18 protein-coding genes are annotated in these 26,150 nt (G+C 63.5%); 11 read left to right on the top strand and 7 right to left on the bottom strand.

The window, feature by feature from the left end; translation table 11 throughout:
• Positions 1-15: 15 nt before the first annotated feature.
• Positions 16-594 carry an ACP phosphodiesterase gene (locus ABZO33_RS10495; protein ID WP_414535973.1) on the bottom strand — a complete coding sequence of 193 codons (579 nt, stop codon included), beginning with the start codon at positions 592-594 and terminating at the stop codon, positions 16-18.
• Positions 595-745: 151 nt separating this feature from the next.
• On the opposite strand from ABZO33_RS10495, the gene ABZO33_RS10490 reads away from it, so the two are divergent.
• Both ABZO33_RS10490 and ABZO33_RS10485 read left to right on the top strand, forming a co-directional pair.
• Positions 746-1,048: an ArsR/SmtB family transcription factor gene (locus tag ABZO33_RS10490; protein ID WP_414535972.1), complete on the top strand. Its 303-nt coding sequence runs from the start codon at positions 746-748 to the stop codon at positions 1,046-1,048.
• A 24-nt stretch (positions 1,049-1,072) separates the two neighbouring features.
• Entirely contained in the window at positions 1,073-2,122 is a 1,050-nt protein-coding gene (locus tag ABZO33_RS10485) for an alkene reductase (protein ID WP_414535971.1), read from the top strand.
• A 38-nt stretch (positions 2,123-2,160) separates the two neighbouring features.
• Here ABZO33_RS10485 and ABZO33_RS10480 read toward each other — a convergent pair whose 3' ends face one another.
• From ABZO33_RS10480 to ABZO33_RS10455, 6 genes are all read right to left on the bottom strand, one after another.
• Positions 2,161-4,350, bottom strand: a complete 2,190-nt coding sequence (locus tag ABZO33_RS10480) for an autotransporter outer membrane beta-barrel domain-containing protein (protein ID WP_414535970.1) — start codon at positions 4,348-4,350, stop codon at positions 2,161-2,163.
• Positions 4,351-4,547: 197 nt separating this feature from the next.
• Positions 4,548-6,644: a hypothetical protein gene (locus ABZO33_RS10475; RefSeq protein WP_414535968.1), complete on the bottom strand. Its 2,097-nt coding sequence runs from the start codon at positions 6,642-6,644 to the stop codon at positions 4,548-4,550.
• Positions 6,645-6,701: 57 nt separating this feature from the next.
• On the bottom strand, positions 6,702-8,705 hold the full coding sequence (locus ABZO33_RS10470) for a hypothetical protein (protein ID WP_414535967.1): 2,004 nt from the start codon (positions 8,703-8,705) through the stop codon (positions 6,702-6,704).
• A 400-nt stretch (positions 8,706-9,105) separates the two neighbouring features.
• Complete coding sequence (locus ABZO33_RS10465; RefSeq protein WP_414535966.1) at positions 9,106-9,927, bottom strand: ATPase; 822 nt, start codon at positions 9,925-9,927, stop codon at positions 9,106-9,108.
• Between the two features lie 87 nt (positions 9,928-10,014).
• Positions 10,015-11,010, bottom strand: coding sequence for an NAD-dependent epimerase/dehydratase family protein (locus ABZO33_RS10460; RefSeq protein ID WP_414535965.1), 996 nt, complete (start codon positions 11,008-11,010; stop codon positions 10,015-10,017).
• Between the two features lie 49 nt (positions 11,011-11,059).
• Complete coding sequence (locus ABZO33_RS10455; RefSeq protein ID WP_414535964.1) at positions 11,060-11,950, bottom strand: LysR family transcriptional regulator ArgP; 891 nt, start codon at positions 11,948-11,950, stop codon at positions 11,060-11,062.
• 124 nt (positions 11,951-12,074) lie between these two features.
• Between ABZO33_RS10455 and ABZO33_RS10450 the strand changes: the two genes are divergently transcribed.
• From ABZO33_RS10450 to ABZO33_RS10410, 9 genes are all read left to right on the top strand, one after another.
• On the top strand, positions 12,075-12,674 hold the full coding sequence (locus ABZO33_RS10450; protein WP_038705505.1) for a LysE/ArgO family amino acid transporter: 600 nt from the start codon (positions 12,075-12,077) through the stop codon (positions 12,672-12,674).
• Between the two features lie 238 nt (positions 12,675-12,912).
• Positions 12,913-13,509 (top strand): superoxide dismutase, encoded by a 597-nt coding sequence (locus ABZO33_RS10445; protein WP_046856954.1) that lies wholly within the window; start codon positions 12,913-12,915, stop codon positions 13,507-13,509.
• Positions 13,510-13,843: 334 nt separating this feature from the next.
• A complete protein-coding gene (locus ABZO33_RS10440; RefSeq protein ID WP_046856955.1) occupies positions 13,844-15,895 on the top strand; it encodes a putative bifunctional diguanylate cyclase/phosphodiesterase in 2,052 nt (683 codons plus the stop codon).
• 159 nt (positions 15,896-16,054) lie between these two features.
• Positions 16,055-17,392, top strand: coding sequence for an imelysin family protein (locus tag ABZO33_RS10435; protein WP_414535963.1), 1,338 nt, complete (start codon positions 16,055-16,057; stop codon positions 17,390-17,392).
• 198 nt (positions 17,393-17,590) lie between these two features.
• Positions 17,591-19,012: a di-heme oxidoredictase family protein gene (locus ABZO33_RS10430; RefSeq protein ID WP_414535962.1), complete on the top strand. Its 1,422-nt coding sequence runs from the start codon at positions 17,591-17,593 to the stop codon at positions 19,010-19,012.
• An 18-nt stretch (positions 19,013-19,030) separates the two neighbouring features.
• Positions 19,031-20,095 carry an imelysin family protein gene (locus tag ABZO33_RS10425; protein WP_198755793.1) on the top strand — a complete coding sequence of 355 codons (1,065 nt, stop codon included), beginning with the start codon at positions 19,031-19,033 and terminating at the stop codon, positions 20,093-20,095.
• A gap of 2 nt (positions 20,096-20,097) precedes the next feature.
• Complete coding sequence (locus ABZO33_RS10420) at positions 20,098-21,195, top strand: DUF1513 domain-containing protein (RefSeq protein WP_414535961.1); 1,098 nt, start codon at positions 20,098-20,100, stop codon at positions 21,193-21,195.
• 217 nt (positions 21,196-21,412) lie between these two features.
• On the top strand, positions 21,413-22,555 hold the full coding sequence (locus tag ABZO33_RS10415) for an efflux RND transporter periplasmic adaptor subunit (RefSeq protein WP_414535960.1): 1,143 nt from the start codon (positions 21,413-21,415) through the stop codon (positions 22,553-22,555).
• A 13-nt stretch (positions 22,556-22,568) separates the two neighbouring features.
• Entirely contained in the window at positions 22,569-25,607 is a 3,039-nt protein-coding gene (locus ABZO33_RS10410) for a multidrug efflux RND transporter permease subunit (protein WP_414535959.1), read from the top strand.
• Positions 25,608-26,150: the final 543 nt, after the last annotated feature.

Raw genomic sequence — 26,150 nt, 5'->3', positions numbered from 1 at the left:
TCGGCGATTGCCGACTCAGGCCGATTGCTGTGCCCGGGCAAATGCCTGCAATTGCGGATAGAACTCGCGAAAGTCCACCAGCAACGGTTCGTACAATCGCTCCAGTTCCACCATCACCCCTGCCATCCCCTCAGGTCGCGACAGGCGCCGGGCAATCCCGGCGAACACCTGCTCCAGGGTGGCGAAATCGCCATACGCTCCCAGCCAGTCATCCGCTGCCATCAACGGCGCGATCCGCGCCAGCCGGCCCGGCAGCTGCGGTTCGGCCAGCAGCACCTTGTAGAAGTCGCCGGTGAACTGCGCCAACGGCTGCTCTGCGTACTCCCCCCAGTGCCTGGCCAGGCAATGATCGAAAAACACATCCAGCACGATCCCGGCGAAACGGCGGCGCTCGCGCGGGAAACGCGCCAGCGCCGCCAGCACCAGCGGGTGGCTGTCGGTGTAGCTGTCGATGTACCTGTGCAGCCGGATCGAAGCTTCCAGCGCCGGTGGGAAACGCCCCTCGAGCGTGCCCTTGACGAAATCGCCATACAGGCTGCCGAGCAGTTGTTGCGGCGCGGGACCGCCTAGGTGAAGGTGCGCGAGGTAGTTCATGGCGCCAGTCTAGCACCGCCAGCGCCTATATCGTCATGAGCCGATATAGCCATTGACGCTTGCCTCAGAACCCTTTCATATTTGTATATCGCGATACAGCGATTTATATTTCGCTCCATCGCGATATACCGCTACATACCACGAGCCACGCATGCCCCTCGATCTCGACGAAATCATAAAAGCCCTGGCCCACCCGGTCCGACGAGACATCCTTAACTGGCTGAAAAACCCGGCCGCGCAGTTTCCCGAGCAGCACCACAGCACCGAACACGGTGTGTGTGCCGGGCAGATCGACCAGCGCTGCGGCCTGTCGCAGTCGACCGTGTCCGCTCACCTGGCCACCCTGCAACGCGCCGGCCTGATCAGCAGCCAGAAGATCGGCCAGTGGCATTTCTTCAAACGCAACGAGGCGACCATCAAAGCGTTCCTCGAGCAAATGAGCCAAGAGCTCTGACCTGATCCAAGCGAGGCTTTGCACATGACTACGCTGTTCGACCCGATCACCCTGGGCGACCTGGACCTGCCCAACCGCATCATCATGGCCCCGCTGACCCGCTGCCGCGCCGACGAAGGTCGCGTGCCCAACGCGCTGATGGCCGAGTACTACGTGCAACGCGCCAGCGCCGGCCTGATCCTCAGCGAAGCGACCTCGGTCACGCCGATGGGCGTCGGCTATCCGGATACTCCAGGCATCTGGAACGACCAGCAAGTGCGTGGCTGGCACAACGTGACCAAGGCCATCCACGGCGCGGGCGGGCGCATCTTCCTGCAACTGTGGCACGTCGGGCGCATCTCCCACCCGTCGCACCTAAATGGCGAACTGCCAGTGGCCCCCAGCGCGATCCAGCCCAAAGGCCATGTCAGTCTGGTGCGCCCGCTCAGTGACTACCCGACCCCGCGGGCGCTGGAAACCGAGGAGATCGCCGATATCGTCGAGGCCTACCGCAGCGGCGCCGAGAACGCCAAGGCCGCCGGCTTCGACGGTGTGGAGATCCACGGCGCCAACGGCTACCTGCTCGACCAGTTCCTGCAGAGCAGCACCAACCAGCGAACAGACCATTATGGCGGCTCGCTGGAGAACCGCGCACGGCTGCTGCTGGAAGTGACCGATGCCGCCATCGAGGTGTGGGGCCCAGGCCGTGTGGGCGTGCATTTGGCGCCACGCGCCGATGCCCACGACATGGGCGACGCCGACCGTGCCGAGACCTTCACCTACGTGGCACGGGAGCTGGGCAAGCGTGGTATCGCCTTCATCTGCTCGCGGGAGAAGGAAGCCGATGACAGCATCGGCCCGCTGATCAAGGCCGCGTTCGGCGGCCCGTACATCGTCAACGAGCGCTTCGACAAGGCCAGCGCCAACGCGGCCCTGGCCAGCGGCAAGGCCGATGCGGTGGCCTTCGGCATCCCGTTCATCGCCAACCCCGACCTGCCCGCGCGCCTGGCCGCCGATGCGCCGCTCAATGCGCCGCGTCCGGAGATGTTCTACGCTAGGGGGCCTGTAGGGTATATCGATTACCCGCGGATGTAGTCTGTTACAGGACCAGCAGGAGCGGGCTTGCCAGGCAGTCAGAAGTTGTAGCGCAGGCCCAGGTTGACCCCATACGGCTGTTCGAAGTGCTTGCCGTTGCTGTACTGGAACTCGCCATGCAGCTGCAGCACCTCGGACACCTGTGCGGCCAACCCCACGGCCACCTCGCCACGCGTGCCGGACAGGTCATTGGTAAAGTGGTTATCGTTGACCTTCACCTTGTTGCTGTTGATGAACTCGTGAGCCGCCGCGACTTTCAGGTAGGGCTGCAGGATACTGCCGTTGTCCAGCGCCAGGCTGCGCCCGACCTGGGCACCGACCTTGCCGAGCACCGAGTTGGCGCCATCGCTTTGGGCACGCATACCATTGTCCAGCGTGTAGCTGTCATCATCGACCCAGAGCGTGGACAGCTGGGTGAACGGCTCGACATACCAACCATTATCCAGCTTGAAGTGCCGGCCAACCTCCACAGAGGCACCCAGGCCGTCATTGTGGTATTCGCCCTTGGTCTTGCGACCATCGCTCATCACCACGTCGTTGCTGTTACGGAAGCGGTTGTACTTGAGCACCGCGTCGACGTAGTAGCCGCTGTCGGCCATCCAGGTGCTGTAGACACCGACATAGTAGCTCTTGACCTTGCCGGATGAACCGAGGCTGAAATCCAGGTCGGACTCGCTGTAACCGCCCATCACCCCGAGCAGCCAGCGCCCGTCGTGGCCCGGCAGCGCGCCGTCGGCACCGAAGCTCACGCCGTTCTGATCCTGCTGGTAGGCCACGGCGTTGCCCGCCGAGAGGTTGTAGCGGTTACCGTAGCTGCGCATCCAGATGCCCTGGCCATGCCCCAGGCGCAATTCGCCCATGCGGCTGCGCAACGAGGACAGCTCGCCATACCAGACGGTGGGCGCGGCGCTGAACATCCCCAGCACCGCACGGGCGCCCGGCGTCACGATCGGGTTGCCGCTGTCGTCGAATTTCTGTACCAGGTACCAGTTGTCCTCGCCCTCGCCTTTTTCCAGGGTGTAGGTGTAGGTACCGAAATCGATATCGTGCAACAGGCCGAAGGTTGCATCGCCGCCGCCGGTTTCGACGATCCGGTGCGGCGCCTGCCCTTCGACAGGGTCGGCGCCGGTACTGGCGATGCTCAACTGGTGGTTGCCCTCGGCGGCGCCGGTAACCTTCAACAGATCACCCGTGCCACTGGCCAGGTCGACGTCCATCACGAAAATACCCGAGCCCTTGAGGCTGTCGACGGTCAGGGTCTTGAAGCCCGCCACCGTGTCCCGGTCAGTGAAGTCGACCGTGCCGTCGTCCAGCGACAAGTCGCCCACCTGCGCATCCTGGGTCATGGTCCAGCGCCCGCCGCTCTCCAGCGTCAGGCTCTGCACATTCACCAGGTTGCCCCTGAGCGACGCCCCATTGCGAAACAGCAGGTTGGCCGTACTGGTGTCGTCGACAACCACGTCCCCGGACAACCGGCTGTTGTCTGCCGTGAAGTCGGCGGTCATGCCACGGGTGACCTCGAGGATGTTGCCGTTGCCACCGATGAGCTGGCTGTTGTTGCCCACCAGAATGTTCACCGTGCCCTTGTTGCCGTCCGCGGAATCGCGCACGAGGATGGCGCTCCCCGTCTTGCCTTCGACGGTCGAGCCGTCCAGTGTCATGCGCGTGTCACCACCACCCGTGGCCGTGGTGCCCTGACGCATTTGCACCCCCTCGGTCTGGCCAGTGATGACCGAGCCTTGCGAGGCGTTCAATGTGGCACCGAGCATGAAGGCACCGACCCCTGTCCTGGCGGTAACGGCCGCACCAGAGAGGCTCAGCGTACTGCCCCCCGTGAACGAGGCGCCATTGTTGCCGATGATGGTGCCGCCTTGCACCTGCATGCTCGACTGGGTGTTGCCCGACACGCCGAACGTTCCGCCAGATACGGTCGCATCGATCAGAGTCGCAGTGCTTTCGCCAGACAGGGCGACCCCTACCTGGGCGCCCTGCCCGGCTACTTCCCCGCCATTGACGATGAGTGTCGAGCGGCTGCGCACATCGATGCCTTCGGTACTCCCCGTGGCGGTGACTTCCAAGGCTCCACGGTTTTGCACGACATAGTTGTCCGCGACCGGACCGCTGACCACCTCGGAACGGTTGTCGATCACCTGCACCGCCTCGACCAGCCCGGCGCTTCCCATCATCGCCAGGCCGACGGCGATGCTCAGGGGGACTCTTGCATGCATTACCTTCATGTTGTTCTCCCGCTCTCATTTCTTACCAGAGCTACCGAAAGGCCAGTTGAAATCGGTCGCCAGACTGCAGCCAATTGGCCGCAGTCTCGGCAAAAGAAGCAAAAACTTATGTAGGAGAATTCTTACCAATCCATAGGTAAACACTGCTCCTTGCGCAAAGACCCAGCGCATCGCCGACGAGGCCAAGGTCACACAGGTTGAAATGATGTCACTTGGGAATACAGCGTTGAACCGTCCACTTGGATGGAGTAGTTGACGAACACATTCTTGCGCCTGTCGTCCTGGGACCAGGTTGGATTTACCTCGACCAGATAGTATTGCCCGTCCTTGTACACATCGAGCGTGGCCTCGCGCAGGGTAGATTCAAGTGCCGGATCCACCTGCCAGCGAATCAAGACTTTGTCCCCGTCCTTGATATCGGGATATCGGAGGATGAACCTTGGATTGACTCCCCCGAAGGACATGTACCGGGGGGCCGCAAGCTCCAGCTTCTGGGCAAGCACGGTCAACGCCAGTGGCTCCGACGTTACCTCGGACGGCTCACCACCACGCATGACGAGGTACTTGACTTCGACCGTTGTTCCGATCGCGTCCAGCAACACCACCCGTGGCAACGGGAACACCACTTCCCCAGGGGCGGTGATCGTCTGCCACGGCATTTGGTAGGGGAAGTTCGGGCCGGTCCAGACCACTGCTACCTTGTCGTTAGTTGTCATGCCGGAGTATCGCGGAACCGTAACGTTCACATGCGACGCATCGGCAAAATCCCGATGGAAATCGAGCTGGTCGTTATCGTCCCCGAACGCCTTCTCCACAGCAGGGCGTCGCAAATCGACCGGCACCACCAGTTCGCACCTGGCAGACTCGGACTTTGCGCCCCCTTTACTTGTCAGCTTGTAGAACAACTCCAGCGTCCCACCCACCAACGCCAGCACCAGGTCCTTCTCGACGAGGTGCTTGATTTCGCCGACGCTCGTCACAGGCAAAGTCCAATTTTTTTCGTGAGGCGCGCCATCCGCATCAGTGCCTTGCCACCACAACGACACTTCGTCACCCACGGCCATATGCGCGTAGGCGGCGATGCGAACGGTTACACCGTCGTCCGGCACATCATGCGGGTCGAGCATCCCGCCACTGGCTTCATCCACGCTGGGCGCGTCGAGGTCAAGGCTGCCCGAGACGGTGATTTCCAGTACCTGCGACTTGCGCCCCAGCTGATCGTTGACCTGGTACTCCAGCAGCCCACCACCTTGCAATGCCGCGGCTGCCAAGTCATTCCCCACCTCAAGCACAATGCCGTCAATGACTTCCTGCTGAGTCACGGTATGGGTTTGGTCTACAGGGTCCAGGCGTTCCTGGTTGGCGTTGACACCCGTCCAGGTCAGCTTCAACTGATCGCCGTCCTCAATATCGCGGTAAGGTTCGATCCTGACCTTGAGCGGTGCCCCCTCCAAAGCGTTGAAATCGATGTCGCCGTTCTCGTCGGCGTCCAAGGCCACCGGCGCGTCCAGCGTACGCTCGGAGAGATCGACCTCGGCGTTGGCCTCAGGCGACCACAGCGAGCGGTTGTTGACCTCGTCGCGAATCTCATAGCGCACGATCAGTTTTTCGACACTGCCGACCTTTTCGATGATGTCCTTTCCGACCGTGACAGTGAAATCATCCGAACCTGGAGGCACCGCCCCCTTGATGGATTCGCCATGCCATTGGAGCTCGTAGCGATCATTCGGCCCACGGTTGGGGTAGCCGCCCATGATGATGGCCTCCACTCCCTTGGCAGCCTGGTCAGCGTCGATGAAAGGCGGGATGCCTCTCGGCATATCCAGGTTGTCGTTGAAGGGGGTGCTGGGGTCGGGGTCGACACCGCCAGGCAAGCTGCGCTTGACCATGACTTCAAGCTTTAACGACTCATCTTCCTGCCCCCCGACATCGTCTTTCCACTTGTACCAGACCTCACCAGCATCCTCGGGGATCTTCGACGGCGGTACGTCGAAATCAAGATAGGTACTGGATTCGATACCAAGTGCCTGTGCCTTGCGCACTCGCTTGATCACCGACGAGCTGACCGTCTTGCGTTCTATTTCATCGTCGTTCCAATACAGCGTGACGAGGTCGTTCGGTTGCATGTGGATCGCCAGCACCTGGACCTTCAGTGGCGACTGTTCATCATCCAGCAAGCGCAAGCCAATCCCCCTGCCCTCAAAAGCCGCAGGGATCACAGGTTCGGGGGGTGGCGCGGCGTGTTTACCGACAGCGGCGCGATTGCGCGGCAGTTCTGCGGACATGGCATCCTTCTCCTAGGTAAAGCCCCTGGCGAGCGGGCGCTCGCCAGGGGGGTGGCCTCAGTAGCGTTGGGTGGGAATGGGGCAGCTATCCTCACCAGCCTCACGCACGGAGACGGGTGTGGGTTGATGCGTCGCAGGCACCGAACCGTAAGCGTTGCTGGCGGTGTAGCTCACATGCAGGTGACCTCGGCAAACCATGTAGGCATATTGGCGCTTGAGCGCTAGTACCACCTCACCCTCGTCGATATGGTGCTGCTCGATGCGGAACGACGGCTCGATCGCCGGGAAGCCGGGAATCGGATCGTCTGGCATCCCAAGGCCGCGCTTGCCATCGACCGTGATAACGATCACATCGCCGAGCGCCATACCTTTGTACGCGGCGATACGCACCGGCAGCTCGCGTTGTGCCTCATCCCGGCCAATGGCACCGTTGCCGTTCAGTTTGGTGAACTCCAACGAAGGCAGTGGGTCCCCTTGCCCCGGCAACTCGTCGGCACGCAGGACCTTGACCAGCTTGGGCGGTGAAAACGAGGTGTTTTTCGGCCCCCCCGGCTCGGTTTCCCGGGTGACGGCATAGACCATTTTTACATCACCGCTGGGCTCGGTACCCAACAGCGTGGCAGGAACATCACGGATGATAGGGTCCTTCGCGGCGGCTTCAGCCGCACTGACCAGAGGGGGTAGCGGGTGAAGCGACTGCCCCCCCCACAGCAGCCCGAGCTCGTCCCCCTCGGCTAGGACTTCCTTGGCACTGACCCCCATCCAGGCAATGGTCACCTTGGCGCCTGCCGCGATGTCCTCGGGGTCCAACTTGTCGTCCTGCCCTGTGCTATTACCCTTGATCGTGGCGGGCACCAGGTCGTCATGCTCGGGCGTTTCCGGATCTGGGTCGGGGCCGCCGGGCACCCGCAGATCGACCTGTACAGTCGCAGCGCCATCCGATGTACCGATCAACGAATCGGCTCGCCACAGTTCATAGGTGACAGCTACCGGGCCATGCTCTGTTTCCGCGCTGGTCAGTGGGTAGGGCAGCTTGAGCACCATCAGTGGATCCGGCGGTGCTGGAATTCGCTCGACCCGCTGCGGGGCGTCACGTTGCACGCCCCACAGCACGACAATCTCGTCCCCCAGTGCGACATCGTTGATCTGGGGAATATTCACCTCCACCCCCGCCCGGGCATCCTCCTCTAGAATGGGTGGGTCGCCCACATCATCGAAACCGGGCACTTCGGGAACCGGCAGCAGGTCCGGGATATCCTTCAACAGCAACTCGAGCGTGTCGTGCGGGACCGAAACCAGCGACACGTTCCCCGCCCGGTCAGTCGACTGGTAGGTGAAGGTGATGGGTTTTCGGCCGGCCAGCTTCTGCAACTCGACCAACGGTAATGGCACGCGAGTGGGATCAGTTGCGCTAGCTACGATAATCGGCCCGATCGGAACACTCGTAGTGCCGTCGGTCATGGTGACCATGATCTGGTCACCCACCTGCTGCGACACATACCCCTTGATCTCGGTGTCCAGCAGGCCGGAGGTGAAGTCGGTCACCAGAATGCGCCGCCTCTCCTCCACTACCTTGGGAAACTGCAGTTTGGCCAACGCACCATCGCTGCCACCCGGAGCCTCCCGGTCGATGCGCACAAAACGACGGGGCCCTACGTCCCAGGAGTCATCCGGGAACGGTTGGACGTCATAGCCCAGACGAAACCGCACATCCTGCCCGCCTGCCACCGAGTCCCAATAGGTGGCAGGCACGCTGAGCTCGAACTGGAAATTAGGGTCCGCCTGTTCTACCGCAGTTATTTGGTGGAAAGCACCAGGAATGCTATCGAGACGCACATCGTCCCAAGTCAACGCGATGATGAAGTCTTCCACGGACTCTGGCCAGTTCGGTACCTTTACCTTTAGTGCGTCTCCTTGCTTGGCTTTAGGCAGCAATTCAACTTTTCCGGTACCGTCATCGATCAGATCTTCAACGATGGCATCGCCCATCGCGAACTTCGGAAAGACCAGCGTCGAAGTCGCTTTTGCGCGGCTGATCAACGGGTGAGCAGGCGTATTCATGACAACCTCCCCTTGCATTTGGCGTGTGCAGGTGTGTGCTGTTGCGAGCGTGAATTGCGCGGTACCTGAATGCAGGCACCACCACCTTGTCATTGGCCCGGATGATGTTCAGCCCCGGATGACAGGGTGCCGAAATCGTGGTCGCGACTGATTGGCCGCCACCGTCAGGGTGAAGCAGTAATAACAAAGTCCATCCAGGCCCACACCTGACAGAAATGCTAGTTGCGCAAGGTCCCAGGCCTGAACGCAGACGCGGTTGCACCCAGGTTCACGAGTACCTGTGGAGTGCAAGCGCTATCTGAAAACGTTGGCCACCAACAATGAGGGAGCCCCGGGCGTTGGCCACGCACGGGGCTTTGGAGAACGCAGGGGTGCTACGGGCGAGGGCGCAAAAACGCGGTCACGGGCGGGCGTTGATCTGCTGTTGCAGGTTCTGGATCTGGCTCTGCAGTGTGCTGATATTACGGGTCACCTGCCCACGGAAGGCATCGAATTCCTGCACCGAGGCACCACCGGCCGCCGCCGGGCGGTTGTCGACCTGGCTCTTGAGCACGAGCACATCCTGCTCCAGGCTCTCGATGGCCGCGCTCGGATTGCCCTGCTTCTTCAGCGCCGCCACCTCGCTGCTCAGGCTCTTGAGCTGGCCATCCAGCTTGCCACCGTCCACCTGGCCCGACTTGAGCGCCGCAAGCTCGGCATTGACCGCCTTGAGCTGCGCCTGCAACTGCCCCTGCAGCTCGGTTACCGCCTTCTGCTGCTCGCGGGTGTCGGCCAGCACCTGCTCCAGGCGCTTGCCCAGGTCGCCCGCCTGCCCGGCGACGCCCTGCTGCTGCTTGCCCTGCTCGGCCAGCGAGGCCTGCAACTGACGGATCTGCAGCTTCAACGCCTCGCTGCCGGTGCTACTGCTGGACTCGCTAGCATCGACCTTGCCGCTGATCGCCTGCAAACGCCCGGCCGCTTCCTCGCTGATGCGGGCAAAGCTTTCCTGGGTCGCTACCAGTTGCTGTTCCATCAAGGTGATCTGCTGGAAGCTCCACCAGCCAAGTCCGCCCAAGGCGATGAACGAGGCACCCAGCAGGGCCCACAGCGGGCCGTTGCTGCGCGGGCGCACCGCCTTCTGGCGGCTGCGGGCCACATGGGCGGGCAACAGTTCGTCGTCATCGGGGGTGCCGGCACGCAGGGTGGGCACATCGTCGAAATCATCGTGGGCGTCGTTACGCATGGGTGCATTCAACCGCAGTGGTAGCAAAGAGGCATGAGTATAAACCGCCTGGGCGGCGCACTGATGACCATCATCCCGCGCACAGGTTCAGCGTTGCCCAGGTTGCGCCTGCCACCAACTGCAGAATTCATCCAGTGCGGCCCACACATCGGTCGCCGGCCGATAGTCCAGGTACTGGCGCGCGCGGCTGATGTCGAGGGTGAAATTCGTGCTCATCACCTGCACCGCCGTGCGGCTCAGGGTCGGCTGCGGGCGCCCGGGCCAAAGCAGGCAGGCACCTTCGTTGAGCGCCGCAAGGGTGTAGGCCAAGCCGGGTGAGCGATAGCGGGTGACCTGGGGCAACTGCATGCGGCGCATCACGTAGTTGACCACATCCCACAGCGGCAGTGGCTGGCCGTTGCTGATGTTGTAGGCCTGGCCCAAGGCCTGGTCCTCGGCGAACAGCGCGCTCAGCAGTGCCTCGTTGAGGTTGTGCACACTGGTGAAATCGACCTTGTTCAAGCCATTGCCGATGATCGCCACGCGCCCCTTGGCCTGCATGCGCATCAGTCGTGGGAAGATGCTCGCATCGCCGGCACCGGTGACGAAGCGCGGGCGTAGCGCCAGCACCTCCAGGCCGAACTCCTGGGCGCCGAACACCTTCTGCTCGGCCAGGTGCTTGGTCAGCGCGTAGTGGTCGTGGAAGCGGCGCGGGACCTGGTCTTCGCGGATATCCAGGCGTGAACGGCCGTTGAAGTAGATCGACGGCGACGACAGGTGTACCAGGCGCCGCACATGCTCCTTGATGCAGCCCTCGACCACATTCTCGGTGAGCATCACGTTGCCCTGGTGGAAATCCTGGTAGCGGCCCCAGGTGCCCACGGCCCCCGCGCAATGCACCACCGCGTCCATGCCCTGGCACAGGCGCCGGGCCAGTTCGGCATCGCCCAGGTCGCCCGGGATGAACTGCGCCCCACGCTTGACCAGATGCTCCACACCCTCTGCCCGCCGGCCATTGACCCGCACCTCCAGGCCCTGCTCCAGGGCGAAACGCGCAAAGCGCCCGCCGATGAAGCCGCTCGCCCCGGTGACCAGAATTCGCATGTAAGACTCCGCCTTGCCAGATTTCGGATGCAGCTGACGCTTGAAGTGCCTACAAGGGCACCAGCCAGTCCCGCGTTGAATGGCGCAGGTGCTCGGTCAACTGAGCGAGCAACTGCCCGCCGTTGCGCCAATGATGCCAGTACAGCGGCACATCGATGGGGGTATCGGCACAGATTTCCACCAGCTCGCCACGTGCCAGTTGCTTGGCCACCTGCCGCTCCGGCACCAACCCCCAGCCGAGGCCGGCTTCGGTCATGCGCATGAAACCTTCGGACGAGGGGCACAGGTGATGCAGGAAACCCTCCTGTACACCCAACGACGCCAGGTAGCGGTGCTGCAGGAAATCGTCCGGCCCGAACACGATTGCCGGGGCACGGGCCAGGCGCTCGACCGCGAACCCGTTGGGAAAGTAACGCGCCATGAACGCGGGACTGGCCAGCGCCCGATAGCGCATCGAGCCCAAGGGCAAGCTGCGCGCTCCGGCCACCGGCCGTTCGCTGCCACACAGGCAGGCCGCCACTTCGCCGGCGCGCATGCGCTTGAGGCCGACGTCCTGATCCTCGACCACCAGATCGAGCAGCACCTGCTGCTCGGCGCAGAACGGCCCCACCGCCCCGGCCCACCAGGTTGCCAGGCTGTCGGCGTTGAGGGCGATGCGCAGGCGCTCGGGCATGCCCTCCTCGTCCAGTGCCGGCACCTGGCGTTGCAGGTCACGCTCGAGCAGGCGCACCTGTTGCACATGGTTGAGCAACTGGCGCCCGACTTCCGTCGGGCTCGGTGGCGTGGCGCGCACCAGCACCGGCTGGCCCACCCGCGCCTCTAGCAGCTTGATGCGTTGCGAGATGGCCGATTGCGACAACCCCAGTACCTGGGCCGCGCGCTCGAAACCACCTTGCTCGATCACTGCGGCGAGGGCAGCGAGCAATTTGTAATCGAACATCGATTTCTCTAATGACTGATCAGCTCTATTTGTTTTTCTTATACAGCCGCAACCGTCAGAATGGCCACATCTTTCTTGGAAACCCGCGCCGATCCCGCATCGGCGCCCGTGGAGTGTTCCCGCTATGTGGCAAAGCTATCTCAACGGCATGCTGGTGGCCTTCGGCCTGATCATGGCCATCGGCGCGCAGAACGCCTTCGTCCTGGCACAAAGTCTGCGCCGTGAACACCACCTGCCGGTGGCGGCACTGTGCATCGTCTGCGATGCGCTGCTGGTCGCCGCCGGAGTGTTCGGCCTGGCCACGGTGCTGGCGCACAACCCTACCTTGCTGGCCGTGGCCCGCTGGGGCGGTGCACTGTTCCTGATCTGGTACGGCGCCAAGGCGTTGCGCAGCGCCTGTTCGAAACAGAGCCTGCAGCATCAGGAAGGCCAGGGCATGCGGTCGCGCCGCGCGGTACTGCTCAGCGCCCTGGCGGTGACCCTGCTCAACCCGCACGTCTACCTCGATACCGTGTTGCTGATCGGCTCCCTCGGCGCCCAGCAGACCGTGCCCGGCGCCTACGTGGCCGGCGCTGCCAGCGCCTCGCTGGTGTGGTTTTCGACCCTGGCGATCGGCGCCGCCTGGCTGGCGCCATGGCTGGCACGCCCGGCGACCTGGCGCATGCTCGACCTGATGGTGGCGGTGATGATGTTCGCGGTGGCGGCGCAGTTGATCTTCAACTGACGCTGCGCAATAACCGGGTATCCCACGCTGAGCCGCGACAGTCACGCAGCCCACCTGTCGGCCCCAGCCAACCGCTCTGGAACCTCTATTCCCTATAGATGTTGCGTGGTTAAGCGCCGAGGCCGGTGCTATGATCCAGCCCTTGCGTCGCAAAGAGTACAAACTCGCCGACGCTCACCGGGCCGCCCGTGATCGGCCTTGCGCATACCGCGAACAGACCTGAATCAGGAGATCCACCATGGCTTTTGAATTGCCGCCGCTGCCATACGCCCACGATGCCCTGCAGCCGCACATCTCCAAGGAAACCCTGGAGTATCACCACGACAAGCACCACAACACCTATGTCGTGAACCTGAACAACCTGGTCCCAGGCACCGAATTCGAAGGCAAGACCCTGGAAGAGATCGTCAAGAGCTCTTCGGGCGGCATCTTCAACAACGCCGCGCAAATCTGGAACCACTCCTTCTACTGGGAATGCCTGTCGCCAAACGGCGGCGGCCAACCAACCGGTGCCCTGGCTGATGCCATCACCGCTGCTTTCGGTTCCTTCGACAAGTTCAAGGAAGAGTTCACCAAGACTTCGGTCGGCACCTTCGGTTCCGGCTGGGGCTGGCTGGTGAAGAAGGCTGACGGCTCCCTGGCCCTGGCCAGCACCATCGGCGCCGGCTGCCCGCTGACCAGCGGCGACACCCCGCTGCTGACCTGCGACGTCTGGGAACACGCCTACTACATCGACTACCGCAACCTGCGTCCGAAGTACGTCGAGGCGTTCTGGAACCTGGTCAACTGGAAGTTCGTTGCAGAGCAGTTCGAAGGCAAGGTCTTCACGGCCTGAGTGTTCGCCAAGCCTGCAAAAAGACCCGGCCTCGTGCCGGGTTTTTTGTTGCCTGGCATGACGCTATCGCCAAGCAAGCCCGCTGCCACCAGGGCCAACCTGACAGAATTGCTTGCAACCCATCCGCGCGCTCTTGCTCAGCCCGCATAGCGCGCTAACATCAACCTTCTGGAAAGTTGACGCAGCGCACTCAAGTCGCATGACCGCTCAACCGATATAGAAGCCAAGGGCAGATCCGTCGACGGGCGTGTTGCCTGCCGGGGCATTCGGTCGATAGTCTGTCGCCATGGTTGATGGCAAAATAATGGCATGCGCATGGATTAAGGAAACCCCATTGAAGCTGGAATTCCGAAACAGCTTATCGGTCAAGTTGCTGCGGGTCGTACTGCTCTCGGCATTGGCTGTCGGCGTCGTACTCAGCTGTGCGCAGATCGTCTATGACGCCTACAAGACCCGCCAGTCCGTGAACAATGATGCCCAGCGCATCCTCGACATGTTCCGCGACCCCTCGACGCAGGCGGTGTACAGCCTCGACCGGGAAATGGGCATGCAGGTGATGGAAGGCCTGTTCCAGGACGGCTCGGTACGCATGGCCTCCATCGGCCACCCCAACGAAACCATGCTCGCGGAAAAATCCCGGCCACTGCAGGACATGTCCATGCGCTGGCTGACCGACCTGATCCTCGGCCAGGAGCGCACCTACACCACGCAACTGGTCGGCCGCGGCCCCTACAGCGAGTACTACGGCGACCTGAGCATCACCCTCGACACCTCCGCCTATGGCGAGGGTTTCCTGGTCAACGCAGTGATCATCTTCATCTCCGGCGTGCTGCGTGCCCTGGCCATGGGCCTGGTGCTGTACCTGGTGTACCACTGGCTGCTGACCAAGCCGCTGTCGAAGATCATCGAGCACCTGACGCAAATCAACCCCGACCGCCCCAGCCAGCACCAGATCCCCCTGCTCAAGGGGCACGAGCGCAACGAGCTGGGCATCTGGGTCAACACCGCCAACCAGTTGCTGGCCTCCATCGAGCGCAACACTCACCTGCGCCACGAGGCCGAGAACAGCCTGCAGCGCATGGCCCAGTACGACTTCCTCACCGGCCTGCCCAACCGCCAGCAACTGCAACAGCAGCTGGACAAGATCCTCGTCGACGGCGGCCGCCTGCAACGCCGGGTCGCCGTACTGTGCGTGGGCCTGGATGACTTCAAGGGCATCAACGAGCAGTTCAGCTACCAGGTCGGCGACCAGTTGCTACTGGCCCTGGCCGACCGCCTGCGTGCCCACAGCGGCCGCCTCGGTGCCCTGGCTCGATTGGGCGGCGACCAGTTCGCCCTGGTGCAGGCCAACATCGAACAGCCCTACGAAGCCGCCGAGTTGGCCCAGAGCATCCTCGACGACCTCGAGGCGCCCTTCGACCTCGACCACCAGCAGATCCGCCTGCGCGCCACTATCGGCATCACCTTGTTCCCCGAGGACGGCGACAGCACCGAGAAGCTGCTGCAAAAGGCCGAACAGACCATGACCCTGGCCAAGGCCCGCTCGCGCAACCGCTATCAGTTCTACATCGCCAGTGTCGACAGCGAGATGCGCCGCCGCCGCGAGCTGGAAAAGGACCTGCGCGAAGCCCTGCCGCGCAACCAGCTGTACCTGGTGTACCAACCGCAGATCAGCTACCGCGACCACCGCGTGGTCGGCGTCGAAGCCTTGCTGCGCTGGCAGCACCCGGAGCTGGGCATGGTCCCGCCCGACCAGTTCATCCCCCTGGCCGAGCAGAACGGCAGCATCATCAGCATCGGCGAGTGGGTGCTCGACCAGGCTTGCCGGCAGTTGCGCGAATGGCACGACCAGGGCTTCAGCGAACTGCGCATGGCGGTCAACCTGTCCACCGTGCAACTGCACCACAACGAGCTGCCGCGGGTGGTCAACAATCTGCTGCAGGCCTACCGCCTGCCACCGCGCAGCCTGGAGCTGGAAGTCACCGAGACCGGCCTGATGGAAGACATCAGCACCGCCGCCCAGCACCTGCTGAGCCTGCGCCGTTCCGGTGCCTTGATCGCCATCGACGACTTCGGCACCGGTTACTCCTCGCTCAGCTACCTGAAGTCGCTGCCACTGGACAAGATCAAGATCGACAAGAGTTTCGTCCAGGACCTGCTCGACGATGATGACGACGCCACCATCGTTCGCGCCATCATCCAGTTGGGCAAGAGCCTGGGCATGCAGGTGATCGCCGAAGGCGTGGAAACCGCCGAACAGGAGACCTACATCATCGCCCAGGGCTGCCATGAAGGGCAGGGCTACCACTACAGCAAACCGTTGTCCGCGCGCGAACTGACCAACTTCCTCAAGCAGGCGCAACGCAACCAGGTTTCCGCGTTGTAACCCCACGCAACCTTGGCCAAGCAGCGCAAACGGGCGTTTGCATGAAATGCGCGCCCGCCCCTTTACAGCAAATGCAAATCTTTCGCATGATGTTGCGGTTTCGCGTGCCACGGCGCACGGTCCACCCATGGTCCAACCACACGACGCAGGAAACCAACAATGATTCGAATGCCTCTGGCCTCCGCCAGTCTGCTGGCCATCGCCATCGCCCTCGCCGGTTGCGGCGAAGGCAAGGACGACAAGGCCGCCGCACCGCAAGCCCAGGCACCTGCCGCTGCCAGCACCACCACTGCGGCACCAGGGGCTGTCGATGAAGCCGCCGCCAAGGCCGTGGTCAAGCACTACGCCGAGATGGTCCATGCCGTGTACAGCGACTCGCTGAGCACCGCCAAGCAACTGCAGACCGCCGTCGACGCGTTCCTCGCCAAGCCCGACGACCAGACGCTCAAAGCCGCCCGGGACGCCTGGGTCGCCTCGCGCGTGCCTTACCTGCAAAGCGAAGTGTTCCGCTTCGGCAACACCATCATCGACGACTGGGAAGGCCAGGTGAACGCCTGGCCCCTGGACGAAGGCCTGATCGACTACGTCGACAAGAGCTACGAGCACGCCCTGGGCAACCCGGCGGCCAGCGCCAACATCATCGCCAACACCGAGATCCAGGTTGGCGAAGACAAGATCGACGTCAAGGACATCACCCCCGAGAAGCTGGCCAGCCTCAACGAACTGGGCGGCTCCGAGGCCAACGTCGCCACCGGCTACCACGCCATTGAGTTCCTGCTCTGGGGCCAGGACCTCAACGGCACCGGCCCAGGCGCGGGCAACCGCCCGGCCTCCGACTACCTCGAAGGCAAGGGTGCCACCGGCGGGCACAACGATCGTCGCCGTGCCTACCTGAAGGCAGCCACCGACCTGCTGGTCAAGGACCTCGAGGAGATGGTCGGTAACTGGGCGCCGAACGTCGCCGACAACTACCGCGCCAGCCTGGAAAAAGAGCCGGCCAACGATGGCCTGCGCAAGATGCTGTTCGGCATGGGCAGCCTGTCGCTGGGCGAACTGGCGGGCGAGCGCATGAAGGTCTCGCTGGAGGCCAACTCGCCGGAAGACGAACACGACTGCTTCAGCGACAACACCCACTACTCGCACTTCTACGACGCCAAGGGCATCCGCAACGTCTACCTGGGCGAGTACACCCGTGTCGACGGCAGCAAGCTGAGCGGCCCGAGCCTGTCGTCGCTGGTGGCCAAGGCCGACCCGGCCACCGACACCACCCTCAAGGCCGATCTGGAAGCCACCGAAGCCAAGATCCAGGTGATCGTCGATCACGCGCTCAAGGGCGAGCACTACGACCAGCTGATCGCCGCCGACAACGCCGCCGGCAACCAGATCGTGCGTGACGCCATCGCCTCGCTGGTCAAACAGACCGGCGCGATCGAGCAGGCCGCGGGCAAGCTGGGCATCGACAACCTGAACCCGGACACCGCCGATCACGAATTCTGATCAGAGTTGCGGTTCAGCAGAGGCGGCCTTCGGGCCGCCTTTTTCATTTCCGTGTCATGCCTCCGGGAGCGCAATGGGTGGGCGTGGACCTTTCCAGGTAAAGCTGATTTCATCTGGCAATTGCAAATTGCTCTTATTCAATCACCCCCAGCCTGATAAGCTTGCACGCCGGTTTTTCGCCCATGCCCAGGATCCTCGATGTCCTTGCTCCGCCTAAGCCCCCTGCTGCTGGCCTTCGCCCTCCCCGCCTGTGACGACGCCCCGCGTTTCACCCAGGCCGAGCCCGGCGAGGCGCTCTCCGGCGGCAAGGCGACGGTGCAGCGCAGCGATCGCAACGCCTACTCGCTGCCGTCGGCCAACCTCACGCCCGAGCGACGCCTGGACTTCGCCGTGGGCAACAGCTTCTTCCGCAACCCCTGGGTGATCGCCCCCTCCACCACCACCGCCCGCGATGGCCTCGGCCCGCTGTTCAACACCAACGCCTGCCAGAACTGCCACGTGCGTGACGGTCGCGGCCATCCGCCGGAGCCCGATGACAGCAACGCGGTGTCGATGCTGGTGCGCCTGTCGATCCCCGACCAGCCGTACTACGCCCAGGTGATCGAGCGCCTTGGCGTGGTCCCCGAGCCGGTCTACGGCACCCAGCTGCAGGACATGGCCATCCCCGGCGTGGCCCCGGAAGGCAAGGTCCGCGTGACCTACGACAGCCACAGCGTCACCTTCGCGGACGGCCACCAGGTCGAGCTGCGCCGCCCGACCCTGCAAATCAGTCAGCTCGGCTACGGCCCGCTGCACCCGGACACCCGCTTCTCAGCCCGGGTCGCTCCACCGATGATCGGCCTGGGTCTGCTCGAGGCCATCCCCGAAGCCGACCTGCTGGCCAACGAGGACCCGGACGACCACAACCGCGACGGCATCCGTGGCCGCGCCAACCGAGTGTGGGACGATGCCCAGGGCAGGACCGTGGTCGGCCGCTTCGGCTGGAAGGCCGGGCAGCCCAACGTCAACCAGCAGAACGTGCACGCCTTCGCCGGCGACATGGGCCTGACCACCACCCTGTTGCCCAAGGACGACTGCACCGCAGCGCAGGTAGATTGCCTGGCCGCGCCCAATGGCGATGGCCAGGGCGGCGAGAAGGAGGTCAGTGACAATATCCTGCGCCTGGTCACCTTCTACACCCGCAACCTTGCCGTGCCGGCCCGGCGCAACGTCGATGCGCCGCAGGTACTGGCCGGCAAGAACCTGTTCTTCCAGGCCGGTTGCCAGGGCTGCCACACCCCACAATTCACCACCGCTGCCAATGCGACCGAGCCGGAACTGGCCAACCAGGTGATCCGCCCTTATAGCGATCTGTTGCTGCACGACATGGGCCCGGGCCTGAGTGACGAGCGCACCGAATTTTCCGCCAACGGCCAGGACTGGCGCACCCCACCGCTGTGGGGCATCGGCCTGAGCGAAACCGTCAGCGGCCACAGCCAGTTCCTGCATGACGGCCGCGCCCGCAATCTGCTCGAGGCTGTGCTCTGGCACGGCGGCGAAGCCCAGGCGGCGCGCGACCATGTACTGACCTTCAATGCCGAGCAGCGCGCCGCGCTGCTGGCGTTCCTGAATTCACTTTAAACGCACAAGGAGCCGGGCATGTTCCGACCCAAACTGTTGTTCACCAGCCTCGCCGCCCTCGCCCTCGGTGCCTGCTCGCCGCAGGACCCGCAGGCCGTGACCTCCGCGGCCATCGCCAAGCAGGTGATCCTGCCGACCTACAGCCGCTGGGTCGAAGCCGACCGGCAGCTGGCTGCCAGTGCCCTGGCCTACTGTGAGGGCAAACAGGACCTCGAGACCGCCCGTGCCGACTTCCTCAACGCGCAAAAAGCCTGGGCCGAGTTGCAACCCTTGCTGGTCGGCCCGCTGGCTGAAGGCAACCGTGCCTGGCAGGTGCAGTTCTGGCCGGACAAGAAAAACCTGGTCGGCCGCCAGGTCGAGCAACTGGTCAACGGCGAGCAGGCGGTCACCGTCGAATCGCTGGGCAAGGCCAGCGTCGTGGTCCGTGGCCTGTCCGCCTACGAATACATCCTGTTCGACAGCAAGCCGGACATCGCCAGCGCCGAACAGAAGGCCCGCTACTGCCCGCTGCTGGTGGCCATCGGCGAACACCAGAAGGCCCTGGCTGAAGAGATCCTCAAGGGCTGGAACAGCACCGATGGCATGCTGTCGCAGATGACCAAGTTCCCCAACCAGCGCTACGCCGACTCCCACGAGGCGATCGCCGACGTGCTGCGTGCCCAGGTCACCGCCCTGGATAGCCTGAAGAAAAAGCTCGGCGCGCCGATGGGCCGGCAGAGCAAGGGCATTGCGCAACCGCTGCAGGCCGAGGCCTGGCGCAGCCACTCCTCGATCAAGAGCCTGGAAGCCTCGCTCAAGGCCGCCCAGACGGTCTGGGTCGGGGTCGACAACCAAGGCCTGCGCGGACTGCTGGGCAAGGACCAGGCGGCACTGGCACAGAAGATCGACGACGCCTATGCTGCTGCGCTCAAGCTGCTGGCCGACAACCAGAAGACCCTCGGCGAGCTGCTGGCCGATGACGCTGGCAAGCAGACCCTCAATCAGATCTACGATGCCCTCAACGTCGTCCACCGCCTGCACGAAGGCGAGCTGGCCAAGGCGCTGAACATCCAGCTGGGCTTCAACGCCAACGACGGTGACTGATCATGCTGCGACGCCAGGCCCTGAAACTCGGTAGCGTTCTGCTCAGCGCCCTCACCCTGGGTGGCTGGAGCCTGTTCCGTGGCAAAGGCAGCGAACCGTTGCTGCTGTCTGCCCGCGACGACGGCGACGGCAAGCACTATGCCGTCGGGTTTCGCCTGGACGGCAACCAGGTATTCAGCACCGAGGTTGCCCAGCGTTGTCATGCGATCGTCAACCACCCGACGCTGCCGGTCGCCTTGTTCGTCGCGCGCCGGCCGGGCACCGAGAGCTACCTGGTCGACCTGCGCGATGGCCGGCTGCTGCAGACCCTCGTCTCGCAGCCGAACCGCCATTTCTATGGCCACGCGGTGATCCACAAGGATGGCGAGTGGCTGTATGCCACCGAGAACGACACCACCGATCCGGGCCGCGGTGTACTGGGTGTCTATCGCTTCGAAGGCGAGCGCCTGGTGCACAGCGGCGAACTCTCCACCCATGGCATCGGCCCCCATGAAGTGGCCTGGCTACCCGATGGCGAGACGCTGGTGGTGGCCAACGGCGGCATCCGCACCGAGGCCGAAAGCCGGGTGGAGATGAACCTCGACGCCATGCAGCCGAGCCTGGTGCTGATGCAGCGTGACGGCACGCTGCTGAGCAAGGAGACCCTGGCCCAGCAGATGAACAGCGTGCGCCACCTGGCCGTTGGCGATGATGGCACCATCGCCGCCTGCCAGCAGTTCATGGGTGGCTCGGAAGAAACCGCCGAACTGCTGGCGATCAAGCGCCCGGGCGAGCCGTTCCGGGCCTTCCCGGTGCCGGAGCGCCAGCTGCAATCGATGGCCCAGTACACCGCCAGCGTCGCCATCCACAGCGACCTGCGCCTGGTGGCGCTGACCGCGCCGCGGGCCAACCGCCTGTTCATCTGGGACCTGGACAGCGGCGCAGTCAAACTGGATGCGCCGATGCCCGATTGCGCCGGGGTCGGGGCGGTGAAGGATGGTTTCGTCGTCACCTCCGGGCAGGGCCGCTGCCGCTTCTATGATTGCCGCCAGGCGCAGTTGATCGGGCAACCGATGGACCTGCCGTCCGGGTTCTGGGACAACCACCTGCATCTGGTCTGATTTCTGCCAGGACCTACCGGCGCTATCGCGGGACAAGCCCGCTCCCACAGCTGATGCACAATACCTGTGAGAGCGGACTTGTCCCGCGATAGCGCCGGCACAAGTCAACTCCCTCTCCCCTTTTCCAGAAAACCGACAATACTTGCCCCATCGCACGTGGGCCGGATCGCCCGTGGTCGTGCCCGATAAATAAAACCAACCTCCAGGGAACCGGACCATGTTGCGCCGCCGCATGCTGATCATGTTGGCCGTCGTCCTGCTGATCGTGTTGATCCTGGGGGGCATCAAGGCCTTTTCCATCTACCAGCAGGTGCAGATGTTCTCGCAGCCCAGGCCTGCGGTCAGCGTGGCCGCGGCCCAGGCCGAGCTACGCCAGTGGCAGGAGCGCCTGCCTGCGGTCGGCAGCCTCAAGGCCTACCAGGGCGTTGAGTTGAGCCTGGAAGTGGCCGGTACAGTGAAGTCACTGCATTTCGAGTCCGGGCAGCAGGTCAAGGCTGGCCAGTTGCTGCTGCAACTGGACAGCGACCAGGAAACCGCCCTGCTCGGCACCGCCCAGGCCGACCTGGGGCTGGCCAAGGTCGACTTCGGCCGGGGTAGCCAACTGGTCGGTGACTCGGCGATTTCCCGCGGCGAGTACGACCGCCTGACCAGCCAGTACCGACGCAACCAGGCCGTAGTCGAGCAGCTCAAGGCATCGCTGGCGAAAAAGAGCATCAGCGCCCCGTTCAGCGGCACCATCGGCATCCGCCAGGTGGACGTCGGCGCCTACCTGCCCAGCGGCACGGTCATCGCCACCCTGCAGGATCTGTCCAGCCTGTATGTCGACTTCAATGTGCCCGAGCAGGCACTGCCCCGCCTGAGCCTCGGCCAGCGGGTGCTGGCCCAGGTGGCCGCCTACCCGCAGCAGACCTTCCCCGCCAGCCTCAGCGCGATCAACCCCAAGGTCGAGGAAAGCACGCGCAACCTGCTGGTCCGTGCCACGCTGGCCAACCCCGAAGGCAAGCTGCTGCCGGGCATGTTCGCCAGCCTGCAACTGCTGCTGCCCGACCCGCAACCGCAAGTCGTGGTGCCGGAAAACGCCATCACCTACACCCTCTACGGCAACTCGGTGTATCGCGTCGCCCCGAAAAAGGGTGAGGACGGCCAGCCGCTGCGCGATGCCAACGATCAACCGCAACTGATCGCCGAACAGCTCACCGTACAGACCGGCGAACGTCGCGAGGGTTGGGTCGTGGTGCTCAAGGGCCTGCAGGCCGGCGACCAGGTCGTCACCGCCGGCCAGCTCAAGCTGAGCCCGGGCGCGGCGATCCGTATCAGTGCTGATTCGGCCCTGAAGCCCGCCGCGCCTGGCGCGCAGTGAACGGGAGGCGCCTATGGCATTCACTGACCCGTTCATCCGCCGCCCGGTGCTGGCCTGCGTGGTCAGCCTGCTGATCCTGCTGCTGGGCCTGCAGGCCTGGAGCAAGCTGCAGATCCGCCAATACCCGCAGATGGAAAACGCCCTGATCACCGTGACCACCGCTTACCCCGGGGCCAACGCCGAGACCATCCAGGGCTACATCACCCAGCCGCTGCAGCAGAGCCTGGCCAGCGCCGACGGCATCGACTACATGACCTCGGTGAGCCGGCAGAACTTCTCGATCATCTCGGTCTACGCGCGGATCGGCGCAGACACCGACCGCCTGTTCACCCAGTTGCTGGCCAAGGCCAACGAGGTGCGCAACAAGCTGCCCCAGGACTCCGAGGATCCGGTACTGAGCAAGGAGGCCGCCGACGCCTCGGCGCTGATGTATATCAGTTTCTACAGCAAGGAAATGAGCAACCCGCAGATCACCGACTACCTGTCACGGGTCATCCAGCCCAAGCTGGCCACGTTGCCGGGCATGGCCGAGGCCGAGATCCTCGGCAACCAGGTGTTCGCCATGCGCATCTGGATCGACCCGGTGAAGCTGGCCGGCTTCGGCCTGTCGGCGGTGGATGTGACCAACGCCGTGCGCCGCTACAACTTCCTCTCCGCCGCCGGCGAGGTGAAGGGCGAGTATGTGGTCACCAGCATTAACGCCACCACCGAGCTCAAGTCTGCCGAGGCCTTCGCCGCCCTGCCGGTGAAGACCAGCGGCGACAGCCGGGTGTTGCTGGGTGACGTGGCCCGGGTGGAAATGGGTGCGGAGAACTACGACACGGTCAGCTCGTTCGACGGCACGCCCTCGGTGTACATCGGCATCAAGGCCACGCCGGCAGCCAACCCGCTGGAGGTGATCAAGGAGGTGCGGCGAATCATGCCGCAGCTCGAGGAAGCACTGCCCTCCGGCCTCAAAGTGTCTATCGCCTACGACGCCACCTTGTTCATCCAGGCCTCCATCGACGAGGTGATCAAGACCCTCGGCGAAGCGGTGCTGATCGTCATCGTCGTGGTGTTTTTGTTCCTCGGCGCCCTGCGCTCGGTGGTGATCCCGGTGATAACCATCCCGTTGTCGATGATCGGCGTGCTGTTCTTCATGCAGATGATGGGCTATTCGCTGAATCTGCTGACCCTGCTGGCGATGGTACTGGCCATCGGTCTGGTGGTGGATGACGCCATCGTCGTGGTGGAAAACATCCACCGCCATATCGAAGAAGGCAAGACACCCTTCGACGCCGCCCTGGAAGGTGCCCGCGAAATCGCCCTGCCGGTGGTGTCGATGACCATCACCCTGGCCGCGGTGTACGCCCCCATTGGTTTTCTTACCGGGCTGTCCGGCGCCCTGTTCAAGGAGTTCGCCCTGACCTTGGCCGGTGCAGTGGTCATCTCCGGCATCGTCGCCCTCACCCTCTCCCCCATGATGTGCGCCGTACTGCTGCGCCATGAACAAAACCCCAGCGGCCTTGCCCACCGCCTGGACCTGATCTTCGAATCGCTCAAGGTACGCTACCAGCGCCTGCTGCACGGCACGCTGAACAGCCGCCCGGTGGTGCTGGTGTTCGCCGTGCTCATCCTGTGCCTGATCCCGGTGTTGCTGATGTTCACCCGCAACGAGCTGGCCCCGGAGGAGGACCAGGGGGTGATCTTCATGATGAGCAGTTCGCCGCAAACCGCCAACCTGGACTACCTCAACGCCTACACCGACCAGTTCACCCCGATCTTCAAGGGCTTCCCCGAGTACTACTCGTCATTCCAGATCAATGGTTTCAACGGCGTGCAGAGCGGTATCGGCGGCTTCCTGCTCAAACCCTGGAACGAACGCGAGCGCACGCAGATGCAGCTGCTGCCGTTGGTGCAGGCCGAACTCGAACAGATCGGCGGCCTGCAGATCTTCGGCTTCAACCTGCCATCGCTGCCCGGCACTGGCGAGGGCCTGCCGTTCCAGCTGGTGATCAACACCGCCGGTGATTACCCGGCGCTGCTGGAGGTGGCGCAACGGGTCAAGGAGCGCGCCCAGGCCTCGGGCAAGTTCGCCTTCCTCGACATCGACCTGGCCTTCGACAAACCCGAGGTGGTGATCGACATCGACCGTGCCAAGGCGGCGCAGATGGGCGTGTCGATGGACACCCTGGGCAGCACCCTGGCGACCTTGCTGGGCGAGGCCGAGATCAACCGGTTCACGCTGGAGGGTCGCAGCTACAAGGTCATCGCCCAGGTCGAACGGCCCTACCGCGCCAACCCCGGCTGGCTGAACAGCTACTACGTGAAGAACGAGCAAGGCCAGCTGTTGCCATTATCGACCTTGATCACCCTGAGCGACCGGGCGCGGCCACGACAGCTCAACCAATTCCAGCAATTGAACTCGGCGATCATCCAGGGGGTGCCACTGGTGAGCATGGGCGAGGCCCTGGAAACCGTGCGCGCCATCGCTCGCGAGGAGGCGCCCGAGGGGTTCTCGTTGGACTATGCCGGGACGGCGCGGCAGTTCGTCCAGGAGGGTAGCGCGTTGTGGGTGACCTTCGGCCTGGCGCTGGCGATCATCTTCCTGGTGCTGGCGGCGCAGTTCGAGAGTTTCCGCGATCCGCTGGTGATTCTGGTGACCGTGCCGTTGTCCATCTGCGGGGCGCTCTTACCGCTGTTCCTCGGGGTTTCGAGCATGAACATCTATACCCAGGTGGGGTTGGTGACACTGATCGGGCTGATTACCAAGCATGGGATTCTCATTGTCGAGTTTGCCAATCAGCTACGGGACGAGCGGGGGCTTGGGGTACGCGAGGCGATCGAAGAGGCCGCCGCGATTCGCCTGCGGCCGGTGCTGATGACCACGGCGGCCATGGTGTTTGGCATGGTGCCCCTGATTTTGGCAACCGGGGCCGGGGCGGTCAGCCGGTTTGATATCGGGATGGTGATTGCTACCGGGATGTCGGTGGGGACGTTGTTTACGTTGTTTGTTTTGCCTTGTATTTATAGTGTTTTGGCGCATAAGGAAGGGATTGGTATTCGTGGGTGATTGTTTTTGATTTTGTATGCGCATTCGTAGACGATATCGACATTTAGTCACCTTTCCGCCCTTACGGCGGGTTACTTTGGACGGCCAAAGTAACCAAAGCCGCCCCGCTCCGTTCATCCGGCCCCTACGCTTCGCTCCGGGGTTCCCTCGCTCCGTTCTTGCTCCCGTGGGTACCGCGCTGAACGCCCCCTCCTGGGGCGCAGCGCTCGACGGCCATCCATGGCCGTCGCCCCACTACGCAAGAACTCCGCTCGGCCTCCTGAAGTCGCAATTGGTGGCGCCTGAACTATCGCGCGCTTAGAAGCAAGAGCAAGAGCAAGAGCAAGAGCAAGAGCAAGAGCAAGAGATGGAAATGCGAGCCTAGTTATTTGACAGCTATTTATATGTTGGCTGTTCCGGCCTATCGCGGGGCAAGCCCGCTCCCACGTTAATTCCACGTCAAGCAGTGTTGTCTCTGTGGGAGCGGGCTTGCCCCGCGAAACAATCGAGAGATTAATCAAGTTCCAACTAGCGACAGCTGCGTCATCCCAGGCGCCGCCCGTA

The organism is Pseudomonas sp. CAM1A, from assembly GCF_047501685.1.
GTDB lineage: Bacteria > Pseudomonadota > Gammaproteobacteria > Pseudomonadales > Pseudomonadaceae > Aquipseudomonas.
The sequence above is the reverse complement of the archived record's forward strand: the minus strand, read 5'-3'. Positions and strand labels throughout refer to the sequence as shown.

What these genes read in the sequence shown, in the direction of transcription:
- ABZO33_RS10495 (WP_414535973.1), bottom strand. Translation starts at nt 594, where the DNA reads ATGAACTACCTCGCGCACCTTCACCTAGGCGGTCCCGCGCCGCAACAA.
- ABZO33_RS10490 (WP_414535972.1), top strand. Translation starts at nt 746, where the DNA reads ATGCCCCTCGATCTCGACGAAATCATAAAAGCCCTGGCCCACCCGGTC.
- ABZO33_RS10485 (WP_414535971.1), top strand. Translation starts at nt 1,073, where the DNA reads ATGACTACGCTGTTCGACCCGATCACCCTGGGCGACCTGGACCTGCCC.
- ABZO33_RS10480 (WP_414535970.1), bottom strand. Translation starts at nt 4,350, where the DNA reads ATGCATGCAAGAGTCCCCCTGAGCATCGCCGTCGGCCTGGCGATGATG.
- ABZO33_RS10475 (WP_414535968.1), bottom strand. Translation starts at nt 6,644, where the DNA reads ATGTCCGCAGAACTGCCGCGCAATCGCGCCGCTGTCGGTAAACACGCC.
- ABZO33_RS10470 (WP_414535967.1), bottom strand. Translation starts at nt 8,705, where the DNA reads ATGAATACGCCTGCTCACCCGTTGATCAGCCGCGCAAAAGCGACTTCG.
- ABZO33_RS10465 (WP_414535966.1), bottom strand. Translation starts at nt 9,927, where the DNA reads ATGCGTAACGACGCCCACGATGATTTCGACGATGTGCCCACCCTGCGT.
- ABZO33_RS10460 (WP_414535965.1), bottom strand. Translation starts at nt 11,010, where the DNA reads ATGCGAATTCTGGTCACCGGGGCGAGCGGCTTCATCGGCGGGCGCTTT.
- ABZO33_RS10455 (WP_414535964.1), bottom strand. Translation starts at nt 11,950, where the DNA reads ATGTTCGATTACAAATTGCTCGCTGCCCTCGCCGCAGTGATCGAGCAA.
- ABZO33_RS10450 (WP_038705505.1), top strand. Translation starts at nt 12,075, where the DNA reads ATGTGGCAAAGCTATCTCAACGGCATGCTGGTGGCCTTCGGCCTGATC.
- ABZO33_RS10445 (WP_046856954.1), top strand. Translation starts at nt 12,913, where the DNA reads ATGGCTTTTGAATTGCCGCCGCTGCCATACGCCCACGATGCCCTGCAG.
- ABZO33_RS10435 (WP_414535963.1), top strand. Translation starts at nt 16,055, where the DNA reads ATGATTCGAATGCCTCTGGCCTCCGCCAGTCTGCTGGCCATCGCCATC.
- ABZO33_RS10430 (WP_414535962.1), top strand. Translation starts at nt 17,591, where the DNA reads ATGTCCTTGCTCCGCCTAAGCCCCCTGCTGCTGGCCTTCGCCCTCCCC.
- ABZO33_RS10425 (WP_198755793.1), top strand. Translation starts at nt 19,031, where the DNA reads ATGTTCCGACCCAAACTGTTGTTCACCAGCCTCGCCGCCCTCGCCCTC.
- ABZO33_RS10420 (WP_414535961.1), top strand. Translation starts at nt 20,098, where the DNA reads ATGCTGCGACGCCAGGCCCTGAAACTCGGTAGCGTTCTGCTCAGCGCC.
- ABZO33_RS10415 (WP_414535960.1), top strand. Translation starts at nt 21,413, where the DNA reads ATGTTGCGCCGCCGCATGCTGATCATGTTGGCCGTCGTCCTGCTGATC.
- ABZO33_RS10410 (WP_414535959.1), top strand. Translation starts at nt 22,569, where the DNA reads ATGGCATTCACTGACCCGTTCATCCGCCGCCCGGTGCTGGCCTGCGTG.